Source organism: Pediococcus sp. (genome assembly GCF_003533255.1).
GTDB lineage: Bacteria > Bacillota > Bacilli > Lactobacillales > Lactobacillaceae > Pediococcus > Pediococcus parvulus.
In genome coordinates this window covers 16,611-30,870 of sequence record NZ_DOEM01000027.1, presented here as the reverse complement: position 1 = coordinate 30,870, position 14,260 = coordinate 16,611, and the positions used below count along the sequence as shown (strand labels likewise).

At 40.0% G+C, this 14,260-nt stretch carries 16 protein-coding genes; 1 reads left to right on the top strand and 15 read right to left on the bottom strand.

Annotated elements, in window-relative coordinates:
• Position 1: 1 nt before the first annotated feature.
• The 13 genes from sufU to DD627_RS06540 form a co-directional block, all read right to left on the bottom strand.
• Positions 2-442 carry a Fe-S cluster assembly sulfur transfer protein SufU gene (gene sufU / locus DD627_RS06600; RefSeq protein ID WP_057782781.1) on the bottom strand — a complete coding sequence of 147 codons (441 nt, stop codon included), beginning with the start codon at positions 440-442 and terminating at the stop codon, positions 2-4.
• On the bottom strand, positions 429-1,667 hold the full coding sequence (locus tag DD627_RS06595; protein ID WP_260274629.1) for a cysteine desulfurase: 1,239 nt from the start codon (positions 1,665-1,667) through the stop codon (positions 429-431). Before DD627_RS06595 ends, sufU begins: the two co-directional genes overlap by 14 nt.
• Positions 1,660-2,847 (bottom strand): Fe-S cluster assembly protein SufD, encoded by a 1,188-nt coding sequence (sufD, locus tag DD627_RS06590; protein WP_057782777.1) that lies wholly within the window; start codon positions 2,845-2,847, stop codon positions 1,660-1,662. Before sufD ends, DD627_RS06595 begins: the two co-directional genes overlap by 8 nt.
• Before the next feature lie 5 nt (positions 2,848-2,852).
• Positions 2,853-3,650: a Fe-S cluster assembly ATPase SufC gene (gene sufC, locus DD627_RS06585; protein WP_260274628.1), complete on the bottom strand. Its 798-nt coding sequence runs from the start codon at positions 3,648-3,650 to the stop codon at positions 2,853-2,855.
• 13 nt (positions 3,651-3,663) lie between these two features.
• Positions 3,664-4,275, bottom strand: a complete 612-nt coding sequence (locus DD627_RS06580; RefSeq protein WP_260274627.1) for a VIT1/CCC1 transporter family protein — start codon at positions 4,273-4,275, stop codon at positions 3,664-3,666.
• A 104-nt stretch (positions 4,276-4,379) separates the two neighbouring features.
• The gene (gene nrdG / locus DD627_RS06575) at positions 4,380-4,961 is read right to left on the bottom strand and encodes an anaerobic ribonucleoside-triphosphate reductase activating protein (protein WP_057782773.1); all 582 of its coding nucleotides are present in this window, start codon (positions 4,959-4,961) and stop codon (positions 4,380-4,382) included.
• A complete protein-coding gene (gene nrdD, locus DD627_RS06570) occupies positions 4,906-7,113 on the bottom strand; it encodes an anaerobic ribonucleoside-triphosphate reductase (RefSeq protein ID WP_068807797.1) in 2,208 nt (735 codons plus the stop codon). The genes nrdG and nrdD overlap by 56 nt, the downstream gene beginning before the upstream one ends.
• A 308-nt stretch (positions 7,114-7,421) precedes the next feature.
• Positions 7,422-8,552, bottom strand: a complete 1,131-nt coding sequence (locus tag DD627_RS06565; protein ID WP_057782769.1) for a family 8 glycosyl hydrolase — start codon at positions 8,550-8,552, stop codon at positions 7,422-7,424.
• A gap of 125 nt (positions 8,553-8,677) precedes the next feature.
• Positions 8,678-9,853 carry an MFS transporter gene (locus DD627_RS06560; protein ID WP_260274626.1) on the bottom strand — a complete coding sequence of 392 codons (1,176 nt, stop codon included), beginning with the start codon at positions 9,851-9,853 and terminating at the stop codon, positions 8,678-8,680.
• A 103-nt stretch (positions 9,854-9,956) separates the two neighbouring features.
• Positions 9,957-10,343, bottom strand: coding sequence for a winged helix-turn-helix transcriptional regulator (locus DD627_RS06555; protein ID WP_057782765.1), 387 nt, complete (start codon positions 10,341-10,343; stop codon positions 9,957-9,959).
• 140 nt (positions 10,344-10,483) lie between these two features.
• Positions 10,484-10,840: a DUF1634 domain-containing protein gene (locus tag DD627_RS06550; protein WP_057782901.1), complete on the bottom strand. Its 357-nt coding sequence runs from the start codon at positions 10,838-10,840 to the stop codon at positions 10,484-10,486.
• A 44-nt stretch (positions 10,841-10,884) separates the two neighbouring features.
• Entirely contained in the window at positions 10,885-11,730 is an 846-nt protein-coding gene (locus DD627_RS06545) for a sulfite exporter TauE/SafE family protein (RefSeq protein WP_260274625.1), read from the bottom strand.
• Between the two features lie 134 nt (positions 11,731-11,864).
• On the bottom strand, positions 11,865-12,206 hold the full coding sequence (locus DD627_RS06540; RefSeq protein ID WP_260274624.1) for a helix-turn-helix domain-containing protein: 342 nt from the start codon (positions 12,204-12,206) through the stop codon (positions 11,865-11,867).
• A 136-nt stretch (positions 12,207-12,342) separates the two neighbouring features.
• Here DD627_RS06540 and DD627_RS06535 point away from each other — a divergent pair, with 136 nt between their 5' ends.
• A complete protein-coding gene (locus DD627_RS06535) occupies positions 12,343-12,603 on the top strand; it encodes a hypothetical protein (protein WP_260274623.1) in 261 nt (86 codons plus the stop codon).
• Between the two features lie 2 nt (positions 12,604-12,605).
• Here the strand turns inward: DD627_RS06535 and DD627_RS06530 are convergent, their stop codons facing one another.
• Complete coding sequence (locus DD627_RS06530) at positions 12,606-13,646, bottom strand: oxidoreductase (protein ID WP_057782758.1); 1,041 nt, start codon at positions 13,644-13,646, stop codon at positions 12,606-12,608.
• Between the two features lie 170 nt (positions 13,647-13,816).
• Positions 13,817-14,017, bottom strand: coding sequence for a PLDc N-terminal domain-containing protein (locus tag DD627_RS06525; RefSeq protein WP_057782756.1), 201 nt, complete (start codon positions 14,015-14,017; stop codon positions 13,817-13,819).
• Positions 14,018-14,260: the final 243 nt, after the last annotated feature.

Sequence of the window (14,260 nt, the reverse complement as noted above, 5' to 3'; positions counted from 1 at the left end):
GTTAATTACCTCCTTCCAAAGCTTCTTGAGCTGCATGCCAAGCTAAAGTGGCACATTTGATTCGCGCGGGGAACTCCGCCACACTGCCTAAAATTTCTGCATCGCCAAGCCATGCTTTCGCTTTTGTTGAAATTTGCTTGCCCATAACCAACTGAAAAAAAGCTTCACAACCTGCAACTGCCTCAGTTTTAGTTAACCCGGCAAGCGCATCTGTCATCATGCTTGCTGATGCTTGTGAAATGGTACAACCATTTCCTGTAAAAGACACCTGCTGCACCTTGTCGTCTTTCATTAAGATAAAGGCACGAATATCGTCGCCACAGGACACATTATGTAATTCCACACTAGTCGTCGCATCCGGTAACGCCAGTTTGTGGTGGGGATGACTTGCATGATCCATGACGACCGCCATATATAGCTGATTTAATTTATTTAGACTCACCTGCAAAAAACTCCTTCACCATTTGAATTGCCTGGACAAAACGATCCAGATCTTCAACTGAGTTATAAAAACTCAAACTTGCCCGAACGGTGGCTTGTACCCCTAACGTCGCCATTAATGGTTGCGCACAGTGGTGACCTGCTCGAACCTCAACGCCTAACATGTCCAATCCAGTGGCCACGTCATGAGGATGAAGCTGACCTAAATTAAACGAAATGATCCCCGCATGTTGACTAGCCTCTTTTGACCCGTATATTGTGAGCTTGTTAACAGCAGTCAGTTTCGGAAATAAATAAGCGGTTAATTGCTGTTCTCTGGCGTTAATTTCAGCCATGCCAATTTCAGACAGATAGTCAATTGCAGCGCCTAACCCAATAACACCACCAATATTTGGGGTTCCGGCCTCAAACTTCCATGGTGCTGCTTGCCAAGTGGCATTCGTGCGGCTAACACTTTCGATCATTTCACCACCAAATTGAACAGGTGGCATTTCTGCCAGCAATTCTGGTTTGCCATAACACACACCAATGCCCGTTGTCGCTAGCATCTTATGACCAGAAAAGGTCAAAAAATCGGCATCTAAATCCTGAACATCAACTTTTTGATGGGCAACAGATTGAGCAGCATCCACCACAATATACGCTTGATGTTGGTGGGCTAATTTTGCGATTTCTTTAATGGGGTTAGTCACCCCAAGTACATTGCTGGTTTGCGTGATTGCCACAATCTTCGTTTTATTTGTTAATTTGTGTTTCAAATCAGCCATGTCTAAAGTCTGATCCGCATTTAACTCGACATATCTCAAAGTTGCGTGTTTCCGTTTCGCCAATTGTTGCCATGGAATCAAATTACTGTGATGTTCCATAATTGTAATCAGAATTTCGTCGCCTTGAGTTACCACTAAATTGCCAAAACTAGTGGCAATCAAATTTAAACTATCAGTAGTGGACCGGGTATACACAATTGATTTAGCACTCGGTGCATTAATAAATGCAGCAACTTGATTCCGTACCTGTTCGTAGGCAGCTGTTGCCTCGTTAGCCAGGGTGTAAACGCCACGATGGACATTGGCATTCGAGTGTTGATAAAAATCACCAATCCAATTCAAAACTTGATTAGGAGTTTGCGAAGTCGCTGCATTATCCAGATAGACCAAGGGCTCATCATTAATTTTGCGTTTTAAAATCGGAAAGTCATGAGACAAATTTTTAAACTTATTAGGCATTGGGCAACTTTCTTTCTAAACTTTTTTGGAAGCTTTGACGTATTTGAGGATTGGCTATTTCTTTTGCCAATTCACCAATAAATCCCCGGACCACTAATCGCTTGGCAGTTGGTTTTGATAGGCCGCGACTCATTAAATAATACAATTGTTTCTTATCCAAACGGCCAACGCTAGCAGCATGACCTGCTTCCACATCATTTTCATCAATTAACAAAATGGGATTAGCATCCCCACTAGCCTTGTCTGATAACATTAAGATGCGATTTTCTTGTTCCGCAATCGTCCCATGCGCCCCGTGGATAATTTTGCCAATTCCATTAAAGACTAATCGTGATTCATCCAAAATGACTCCTCGCTGTCGAATTTTACCCACAGAATGGGGAGCAAAATTAGTAACTCGCGTATTCATACCCTGTGTTTGTTTTCCAGAAGTGATGGCCGCATTGTTAATTGTGGCAACTGCCCGTCTACCAACCAACTCGGCGTTCATTTCCGCAATGACGTTGCCATCGCTAAAGGATCCGATCGACCAATTAAGATGCGCATTTTCACCAACAGAAGCTTGACGATTCAAATAAATTGGTTGAGCGGCAGTAAAATCATCCAAATTAATTAAATTCAAGTGACTATTGGCCTCTAAAACAATTTCTGAAATTCGATGGCCGGTTTTGGCGGTTCCTGCCCCATTGCTCTGTATCCCAATCGTCGCCTGTGCGCCTTCACCTAGAATAATCAGGTTATGACTTATTTCCTGCTCAAACTTTGTCTTTGAGTTTTCCGGTAAAAGGATTGGCTTCGTTAATTTTGTGTTTGCAGGAATATAAAGAAAGCTCCCAGCATTCACAAAGGCCGTACTAAAATTAACCAATCGATCTGTTAAAGTCGTCAGTGCTTTTTGAAGATAATACTTTTCCACTAGCTTTTCATGCTTCATTAACGCCGTAGCCAACGTGCATAAAATATAATCATTTGTACTACAATCCATCTCTTGATCGATAGACGGTTTAACTTGAGTCATTAGTTCGCCTAATTGCCAATCTTCATAATGAACTTTGGCAAACCGGGGCAATTTAGTATTCCGATAATTCTTTAAAGCAGTTTTTCGAATATCCGTAAACCAAGCAGGCTCATTTGGAAATAAGCCTAACTCTGGTAACTTTTTCATTATGGGTTCACTCATCTTCGTTAGACCTCCGAATCAGCCAAATCAATATGAATTCCTAACTCATCTCGTAAACCAGAATAACCTTCATCCTCCAAGCGATCGGCCAATGAAGCATCCCCCGTTTTTACGATGCGGCCACCCATCATAACGTGCACTTGATCAGGTTTAATATATTTCAAAATTCGTTTGTAATGGGTAATCATCAACGTTCCAAAATCTGGACCCATAACATGATTCACCCCTTTAGAAACAACTTGAAGCGCATCAATATCAAGCCCGGAATCCAATTCATCTAAAATGGCAAAAGTCGGTTTAATCATCAGTAATTGCAAAATTTCATTGCGTTTCCGTTCGCCACCAGAAAAGCCCTCGTTTAAATAACGTTCTGCCATGTCACTCGTCATATTTAAAATGGCTAACGCACTATCTAACTGAGTTAAAAAATCTTTAATTGGAATTGGGGCACCTTCTGGTCGGCGGGCATTAATGGCAGCACGTAAGAATTCCATGTTGGTAATGCCTTTTATTTCTGCCGGATATTGCATAGCCAAAAATAATCCTGCACGTGCCCGCACATCTACCGCTTGCTTTAACAAGCTTTTACCGTTCAATAAAATGTCACCCTGTGTCACGTGGTAGCGGGGATTACCCATAATGGTTTCCGACAAGGTAGATTTTCCTGTGCCATTTGGACCCATAATTGCATGAACTTCACCGGTATGAATCGTTAAATTGACGCCGGTTAGAATTTCCTTCATTTTTTGAGTATCCTCATCTTTAACTGCCACATGTAAGTCTTTAATTTCTAAAGTTTTCATTCTCTGTCCTCCATTATCCCGATACCGCCACGCCAAGTAATGTCCCGATAAAATAGGTCACTAACGTGGTAAACACACCCACTGAAATGTTTCGAATCACCGCCTTATAAATCGGTGTTCCAGCTTTTTGATAACCAATAATCGCGTTGATCGAAAGAGCTGCAATCATTGCCAACGACGTATTCCAAACTCGCCATTGACTAGTTGAAAGACTGATTGCCAATAGTGGGATTAAAGCCCCACATAAAAACGAAAAGAAGGAAGCCGTAGCAGCATGAATTGGATTTAAGACATCAATTTCTCTAATCTTTGTTTGATAGGTTTCTGAAGTTTTGTAAACCGTGCTGGCTTGCCCTTGAATACTTAACCGGTTCAGCTGGACCTCTTTTTGGGCGCTTACGGAAATAAATTCACCACCAGCCATCGAACAGGCCCCAGCAAGCATACCGGAGACGCCGCTGATGAAAAGTGTATAACTGTTTAAATTGGCTGCTGCTGCTCCCAAAACAATTCCAGAAACAGAAATAATACCGTCATTGGCTCCTAAGATTCCCGCTCGAATCACATTTAAACTATCCCAAAAATGAAATCTTTTAGATGTAATCAATTTATGAATTTCTAACATCTAATTTCTCCAATCTTATGTCGTCCTGTTAAATTCTTAATTTTTTTGACGAAAAATGCATGAATCGGGAGCATCAAAAATTCATGCATTCAAAACAAATTTAGTTACCGGACTAATTTATCCCAGATTACAACTTTATGGGTAGCCAACGATTTTGGCACATCGATAATACGCTGATTGGCGCTCCCTCGAAATTGAAGGGTTAAATCTTTTTGTTCTTCCAGAAAACGCCCGTCAACCAAAATATCCAATAGCGACAACATTTCCAATTTGTCGTCTGAATCCTTCAGCAATTCATCCCAGGTATAACCAGACCAAGACCAAATATCCTTGCTATGACCAAATTCTTGACGCACCCGTTTACAAATTCTTAGGCAAACTTGGGTATTCAAAAAAGGTTCACCACCCAATAAGGTCAATCCCTGCACATAATCTTGACTGAGATCTTCAATAATCTGATCTTCCAATTCTTGAGTGTAAGGTTTGCCATAGTGAAAATTTTGTGCCGCCACATTGTAGCAACCAGGGCAGTGAAATGGACAGCCACTCACATATAAGCTACAGCGAACACCTTCGCCATCCACAAAGTTAAAAGCCTTATAATCGGCAATATACTGGAGACTAAGATCTTTAGCCAACCACTCTTTCGGAGTCGGATTGTTTGGACCGTGCATTTTTTGCGGCATTCTTTATCATCTCCATCGTTAGATTTTTTCTTCGTGAAGCAATTTCTACGTGTCGGCCATGGACCATTGGCCGTTGTTGCGGATTTCCCAAATATCCACAGGTTCGTTTGACGACATCGCAATATTGCGGATCGTGGTTGCCACATTGTGGACACTGAAAGCCACGAGCAGTCGCTTTAAATTCACCCTTAAACCCACATTTATAGCACTTATCAATCGACGTGTTGGTTCCTAGATAGCCCACATGATCATAGGCCCAATCCCAAACTGCTTCGAGAGCTTTCGGATTTTGCGTCAAATTCGGATATTCACAGTAATGGATAAAACCACCCGAAGCGTATTTAGGAAAGTCCTGTTCAAAGGTTAATTTTTCAAATGGGGTCGGATGTTTACGGACGTCATAGTGAAAACTATTTGTGTAATATTCTTTATCTGTCACATTGGCCACTTTACCAAACTTCGCAATGTCGTCACGACAAAAAGTATCCGTCAAGGACTCAGCTGGCGTGGAGTATAAACTATAATGATAACCACTGGCCTGAGCCCACTCATCACATTTCTGTCGCATGGCTTTCACAACTTTTTCTGCAAATTCGTGCGCTTGGGCATTGTGCTCCCAGTTTTCACCATAAAACACAGTGCACACTTCGTATAACCCGATGTATCCTAACGAAACAGTCGCCCGTTGATTCTTAAATAAGTCATCTACATTCCCATCGGCCGGTAATCGTTTGCCAAATGCCCCATACATATACAGTAATGGTGCATTTTTTGGCTGTGCTTCTTTCGTGCGTTCAATACGATAGGCTAAGGCTTGGTGACACAAATTCATCCGTTCATCAAAAATCTCCCAGAATAACTTTTGATCACCATTAGCAGACAACGCCAACCGAGGTAGGTTTAGCGTGACGACGCCTAGATTCATTCGGCCTGAGTTTACTTCTTTGCCGTTTTCATCATGCCATCCCTGTAAAAATGACCGACACCCCATTGGTGTTTTGAAACTGCCCGTTAATTCCTTGATCTTGTCGTACATTAAAAGATCTGGATACATTCGCTTCGTTGAACATTCAACTGCTAGTTGTTTAATATCGTAATTGGGATCAGTTGGCCGTAAATTTAAGCCACGTTTCAACGTGAAAATTAACTTTGGAAAAATAGCCGTTCGATGCTCTGTTCCCAGACCCTTGATCCGAATTTCCAGAATTGATTTTTGAATTTCTCGTTCAATCCAACTAGTGCCCAGACCAAAGTTAACGGTGGTAAACGGTGTCTGCCCTTGTGAAGAATATAAAGTGTTGATTTCATATTCCAGTGCCTGCATGGCATCGTAAATGTCCTTACGTGTTTTTGCTTTGGCATAAGCCGCTTGTTTATCAGCAGCCACCCACTTTTTGGCATCAGTTAAGTGTTTTTGATAATTAATCTCCGCATAAGGAGCCAAAAGCTGATCAATTCGGTTGGCGGAACAGCCACCATACTGAAGTGAAGCCACGTTCGCAATGATTTGTGCCATCTGGGCCGTAGCGGTTTGAATGGAGCGTGGCGAATCTACTTCGGCATTACCAATTTTGTAGCCATTTTTTAACATGCCATCAAAATCGATCAAACAGCAGTTAGTTTCGGGAGTCACGGGTGAATAGTCCAAGTCATGCCAGTGAATATCACCCCGCAAATGAGCTTTAGCTACTAATTCTGGCAACATTTTAAGTCCCATCGCCCGACTGGCAGCGCCAGCCTCCAAATCTCGTTGCGTATTAAAGATGGTGCTATCTTTATTGGCATTTTCATGGACAACTTCGGCATCCCGTTCAAAAACTTTTTCAATTCTTTTTTGCACATTCGTGGCATCGGCAAATTTTTGCTGATCAGCTAAATAAAAATCTCGATACTTTTGGGCTGCTTCAGCGAATCCCTGATTTTTTAATTGGGTCAGAACAGCATCATGAATATCACGCGTTTGAATAACTGTTTGATCATGAAACTGATCATACAAAGCCTCATAAATTAATTCTCTGTCACTTTCATCTGGTAAAACCTTGGATAAGCTAAAAATTAACTTATAAGGATGAAACTTGGCCGTTTCGCCATCTCTTTTTTGAATTGGAATTGTTCGTAATAGTCCTAATTTGTCTTTAATTGTTGATATCATATTGTACCTCCTACTGCTTTATATATTATCTATTATTGTGTTTTAGTAAGTAAAATACCACAACTTGTTGTGATTTTATCTTATGTGCATACTATATATAGTAGTCCTTTTGAGTTCGTTTGTGTATCACTTTTTTAGTCGATTTTCTAACCAAATATCCACAATGCCGTTTCGCCGCAGATTAGCGACCCAAACTTTTTTTATTTATTTGAAAGCCTTCCCACTTTGGGTACAAAAAAAGGATTATGACAAAAACTAAATTTTTGTCATGATCCTTTTGCTTAAATTTTTATTATGTCGATCAAACCTTATTGAAGTGCTGTAACTACTTCAAGTGTTGCTGAGAAATAATTCTTTTTTTCAATCTTCTTTGGCAATTGTTTAGCCGTCTTCTTTTGCAAACTAGTGTATTTCATTGTTTTTGCTGCAAAGTTAACCGGAGCAGTAAAGGCCGTATTGGTGTAACTATGAACAGCTCTTCCAGTCAAAGTGTAAACAGCTGTAATCTTCTTACGTTTGTTAAAGAAATTCAATTGTTTCTTTAACGCGTTTTTTGTCACGCTATCTTTGCTGATTTTATAAGTTTGTGCTAACCGCCATGGCACTCGGCAAGCATTATAACCATACTCATCATCTTGTGCACTCTCGATTTGATAAGCCTTGAATGCCGAAAGTTTGATGCTCTTGCCAGTTACCTTGATGAAATCAGGGAACAAGCCAGACTTGTGACGCGCACTTAACTTCTTAACTGCTACCTGGCTTTGTTTGGCTACTTTTGTCCAGGTGCTATCTTTGGTGTAACTTGCAAATGTCTTGAAGTATCCCGTCATCAAATCAGACGTCCGAAGTTTACTCTTATCATAGCTGCTGGTTGCCCAGTTACCCATTTTTGGCAAGTAAGTGGTTGTATTAATTTCTCGTTTTTTGATAGCCTTTAACAAAGTCTTGGCCGCTGCTTTGTAATTTGTTTTCTTACTTCCCCATTTTTTATCAGCTAAAATGAGTGAATAAGCAATATCCAAGTCACCATCGGTCGCACTATTTTTCTCTGAACCAACACTCTTCAATTTTCCTGAACGACTCGCTTGTCGCCACGTCATAAGAGCATCTTTACTGGAAATTCGATGGGCACGATAATAAGCGTACATTTGATTATATGTGGTGTGCGTATTTGCACCCTTTTTAGCAGCTAAAACAGTTGCCAACATGCCATATCCTTGACCTTCGGAAGTGACGTAAGTTGCCCCTGATCCATTATTGTTCTTCACATACTTTTGAGATTTTCCACCTACATAAGCTTTCTTCCACTGATTATATAAGGTAACCGCTTGACTCGTTTTTGCTCGTGCAGGTTGTGCCTTGAGATTGGTTAATCCCACGACCACCCCTGCAACAATGACAAGTCCTAAGAGGCTCACCCATAATTTTTTCTGCTTCAAACTTAAGTCCCCCTTCCATTAGAATAACCTACTTTTATTATAGCTATAATCATTGAAAGGTGTAACAACTAGCTTGAAATTTTTTTAAATCAACTACCCTATCATCCAGCCACTAAAATTCAATGCTATTTAGTGGCGCGTTTTAATAGCCAGGTCAGGCCAATTGCCAAAATTCCCATCAAAACTCCTGCATATGGTGTCATTGCCAGACCAGTAGTTTCCACAATTTGACTGCCTAACCCGGAGCCAATCATAATCCCAATGTTAAACGCCGAAATATTCAAGGCAGATGCTAGTCCAATATCTTCGGGATGATCCTGTTCAGCTAATTGCACAATAACTAATTGTTCACCCGGCACATTCATGAAGGCAAATAATCCCAAAAGAAGGACCATCAGTAGTCCCATCCATTTGAAACTAATAAACACACCCAAGAAGAGTTGTGTGACAGTCAACAAGGTAAACATCCACAAAAGACCAGTTAGTGGCGTTTGATTTGCAAACCGCCCACCCACTGTGTTGCCAATAGCCACCATTAATCCGTAAACAATCAAAATAATCACAACCGTACTTGGCTGAAAATGCATCAAACGGGTCATAATTGGGCTGATATAGGTGTAACTCGTAAAGGTGCTCCCATATCCAAAAATAGTTAGTAATAGTGCTAACAATATTTTTTTATCAAAGATAAGTCTGCCAATATTTTTAATCTGAATGGGTCTACCCACCGGTAAATTTCTAGGAATCAATATCCAAGTCGCTAATAAACTGACCAAGCCAATTAAAGCTAAAAATAAAAACGAAAACCGCCAACCAAACTGTTGACCAACAAACGTTCCCAGTGGTACTCCTGTGACGGTAGCAACCGTTAATCCCGTGAACATCAAGGCAATGGCACTCGCTCGTTTAGAAGGCGCCACCACATCTGCGGCGATCACACTAGAAACTGACATGAATAAGCCATGAATGACTGCCGCAATCAAGCGACCTACAAGAAGCCAGGCAAAGTTTTGTGCACTAGCCGCCATTAAATTGCCCAATATAAACACGACCATGATACCGACCATTAGCGTATGGCGATTCCATCGAGCTGTTAGAATTGTTAGAACTGGTGCTCCAATCATGACACCAAAAGCATATCCCGAAACGGTTAAGCTCGCCATTGCTAATGAAATTTTAAATTGGCTCACTAGTAAAGGTAATAAACCCACGCTAATGAATTCGGTTGATCCGATGGCGAAGGCACTAATCGCCAAAGACCAAAGAATTAGCGTTGCGTGTTGTGTTTGTTTTTCTGTCATTTGATAACCTCCCCAAAATTATGTCGCAAGATTTTATTATAGAGGTTATAAAATGGTCCACAAGTACGCACTTTACAGTCAGATAGTTACCTAAAAGTAAGAATTAGAGTACCTTTTGATAGTATGGGCTTTGGGTATCTAATAAATTAATTTTTTGGCCCGCTTTTCTTTGCCGTTCAATATGTCGTTCGCCCCAGTGGCACATTTGATCCGTCAAATCGGCCAATGTTTGACCATAATCTGTTAAGCAATATTCAACCCGGGGTGGAATTTCCGGAAAAACTTCGCGATGGATAATGTCATCATGCTCTAATTCGCGTAACTGCTGGGTTAAAACCTTTTGGGTAATGTTTGGAATCACTCTCAAAAATTCACCATTCCGCATGGATTGGCGTTTTAAATGGCATAAAATAATTGCCTTCCACTTACCATTGATCACGGACAATGTCGCTTCGACCCCAATGTTGTACGTTAAAGTTGGTTGTTTCATAATTGCAAACTCCTTTTTAATTCAAAAATAAAAACAAGTCACCAATTATTTCACGATAACTTGTTCATAAGCTTTATGTTGCCCCTGCCAAGGAGTTTTATTATAGCATTTCTTCATTCATTTGACGCGTTGCAAACCTTCTATTTTCCGATATAACCGATCCACATCCCAATCAACAAAATGACTAAAACAAACGTTGTAATCCATACATACAAATGATCCCGTTCTTTCACAAATGCATAAATAGAAACCACAACCCGTAAAACGGGGGTTAGGATCAATAGAAATAGCCCCAACATTAGAATTGCAAACGGCTTTAGTGCCACAATTCCACTCAAAATTGCCTTGACCGTGGTGGGATAAAAATTAGCCGCATAACCAGTTTTGCCAGTGAACACAACTAAGAGGACACCGACCAAAATAACGGCCGCAGAAATGAGTACGCCAATTCGGAGTACTTTGCCGATAATTAACTCAATCTCGTTCATTTCTTCCATTTTTTTTAATTCTTCAGCTGTTTCTGGTTGTTTATTTTGTGCCATTAGATTGTCACCCCAAATCCTTTAAGAAACATTTGTAGTCCAATATAAAAGAGGATGGGAATAAAAATCATCCGTAAAACGTGGGCCCGTAAATGTTTCATAATTCTCGACCCGATCAGTGCACCGACCAAAATGCCAATCGCAAGAGGCGCCGCAATTTCTGGTCTGATTGATCCATTAAAGAAATAAACAGTTGCACTAGCCGCTGCGGTAACTCCCATCATCAGGTTACTAGTGGCACTTGAAGGCTTAAGTGGCATCTTCATGATGGTATCCATTGCAATGACCTTGAAAGCCCCACTCCCGATTCCCAGTAGTCCACTCGCTAACCCCGCACCCAGCATCATAGTGAACCCACCTGGAACATTTGAAACCTGATAGTCGATTTTTTTATCAATCGCATTATCATAATAGCTACCGTTTAATTTCAATTTTGTTGACAAAGAATCAGCCTGAATGGCTTCCGTTTTTTCTTTGCCAGCCCTCATTTTTCGATACATATTCCAAGCTGAAAACAAAAGCAAAACACCAAATAAGACATACAGAACGGCTGATGGCAACACGCCGGTTAAAACTGCCCCTGCAATGGCACCAATTGTCGTCGCAATCTCTAAAAACATGGCCACACGTAAATTAAGCATGTCATCTTTTAGATACGCTACCGTTGCTCCAGAACTTGTTGCGATGACAGAAATGATGCTTGCTCCAATTGCATATTTAATATCAAGCCCCATCAAAAGTGTCAAAACAGGTGTCACAATCATGCCACCGCCAATTCCAAAAATTGCACCGAAAATGCCAGCTCCCAGTCCGACAATAATTAATAGTAAAATTGTATTTATCATGGATTTTTCCTCTCCCCTTGAGTTCTCCATAGCCTGTTACTAAATTCCATAATAAAAGAAATTGCGCAGGCAATCAATAAACCCTGAAGATTCAGTTAAGATTTACTGCCCCTTCAAGGTTAGCTGTTCGTAATTTAATTAGTGTAACATACTATGAAAAACGACTTAAAATCCAAAATAAAAATCCACCGACTGCAAAAATTAGCCACCAGTAACGCGCCAAAAAAATCCCAACCGTTCAAATGATGTGGTGTTGTGTCAACTTTATACATTGTTTGCTCAGTTCCACGAATTAACTGATCCAAACTAATTTCAAAAACATTACTCAAATCAATTAAATTTTCGACGGTGGGATATTTTTCTCCCTGTTCCCACTGGTTTACGATTGTTTCACTTACTCCTAATCGTTCGCCCAAATCTGCTTGAGAGAGCTTCATTTCACGTCGATTATGATAAATTTCACTTTGCAGCTCCATCGTCATCACCCTTTCAAATTAATTATGATGACTATAAGATATTAAGTAAAGAAAGGTGATTACTAATTCTAATAAAAAAGCTTTACAAAAAGAACGCGTGTTCGTATAATGGTTTTTAAAAGGAGTTGCTTGTGTTATGAAACAGTTATCTGGAAAAATTTCATCGTCGATTAAGGTTCTCAATCTAACGCCCCTTGTGCGTTTCGAGTTAACTGATTTACAAAATCAAAAAATCAATTGTTTAGTCCACCAACATGCACTCAATTTTCCTGCCATGGCGCAACCCAACTCTCGGATTGCAATTTATGGACATTACAATAAACGCCACCAATTTGTCGTCCAAAAGTTTATGGTTCAAGCTTCAGAAAATAATGATTTTTTCTCACATTCAGCTTAACTTTAAAAGTGAACCACACTAGGTGTTGGCTGTTGAATACCACTTTCTAGGATTTCAATATCCAACAAAGTTTCTTCATCACTAACCAGTTTTTCTTTACCATTGATAATACTGTCATATAAGGAATCATAAATCCGTCCATAATCGCCCTGCAAAGATGGGATTTGTTTGGAAATCCAATCGCCATTTTGATTATGATATTTAACTTTACCGTATTTATCAGGGGTATCTAAGCCAAAATTTAAGTCTCCGGGCATAATTCCTAGTTTAAGATCATTTTCCTGCTGATCAATATCATACTTTACGTATGATCCAGCTGTTCCATGTAAAATAAATCGCGGATTTGGCATTGCCACTAACGGATCCGTTTTGACTGTGACCTTTAGCTTGCCATAATGCAAATCCATTTGATAATAATCATCAAGCGTACTCTTGGTATTCTGAATCGTGCGAATATCGTAGGCAACTGACTGGGGTTTCCCAAACAAGGCCAGCATTTGGTCCAGCATATGAATTCCTAGTCCATAAAATGTACCGTTAATTTTATCACCAGTGTGAACACTATTGTCAGGTCGATATTTGTCCAAGTGAGATTCAATCTCTAAAGGTTCACCTACATACCCTCTATCCAAAACTTCCTTTAAGGTGAGATAGTCGCTGTCAAAGCGCCGATTTTGATAAGGCATTGCAATTAGATGTTTTTGTTGGGCCAATTTTAAGAGCTGTTCCGTTTCATTAGCTGTTTTGCAGAATGGCTTTTCTACCAAAACATTTTTGCCATGGTTTAACACCTGTTTAGCAAAATCAAAATGTGTATCAGCTGGTGTACAAATGGTAATCAACTGAATTTCATCGTCATTTAAAACTTCATCCAAATCCGTGGTGAAGGTAATGCCCATTCCTTGATAATTTGCTTCTCGTTCAGGATGACGGCGATGATTATAAATATACTTTACTTCAATATTTTCACGCTGTTTCAGGTAAGGTAGATGGTAACGATTTGCACTTTTTCCAAAACCAATAATTGCCATTTTTAAAGTCATTTGAGTGATCCCCTTTTTATTTATTAACTTCATCATAAGCGAGGTAGAAATCGTTTTCAACTGACTTGATTCCATCTTTTCTATTTCACGTTTGTAGCGAAATAAAAAGCAACTAAATTAGCGAGTTAGTTCGCTAGCTTGGTCGCCAGTTGCCAAATCAACAATCACATTTATTTTCTAATCTTACCAAACCCATAATACGACAAAGCTCCAAATGGCGGTAAAACAAACACCAATGCGCTCCAGATTAATTTATTGCCGCGTTTGAATTCATGACTTTTTAAAATATCAACAAGCGCAAACAACTGAATTAAACCACCCAAAACAACAATTGGCCAATACTCTTTTTTAAATGCATGATCGTTCTTCATTAGCTTCACACTCCTCATTTTTATTGTTCCAATAAACACAGTATGAGCTATCTTGTAAGCGTTCGCAACTATTATTCTTATTTAACTAAAGGTTGAAAGTATCAAAATCATTATATCAGTGTGGTGATCGCAAAGAGTAGACTTAGTCTGGAAGCAAATGGGCTCAGTAGTGTCATTTATCTTAGCGGGTTTCGCTTAGATAAAGGCCGAGCTTGGAGACCTCCAAGTCGTGCCCACTATTCC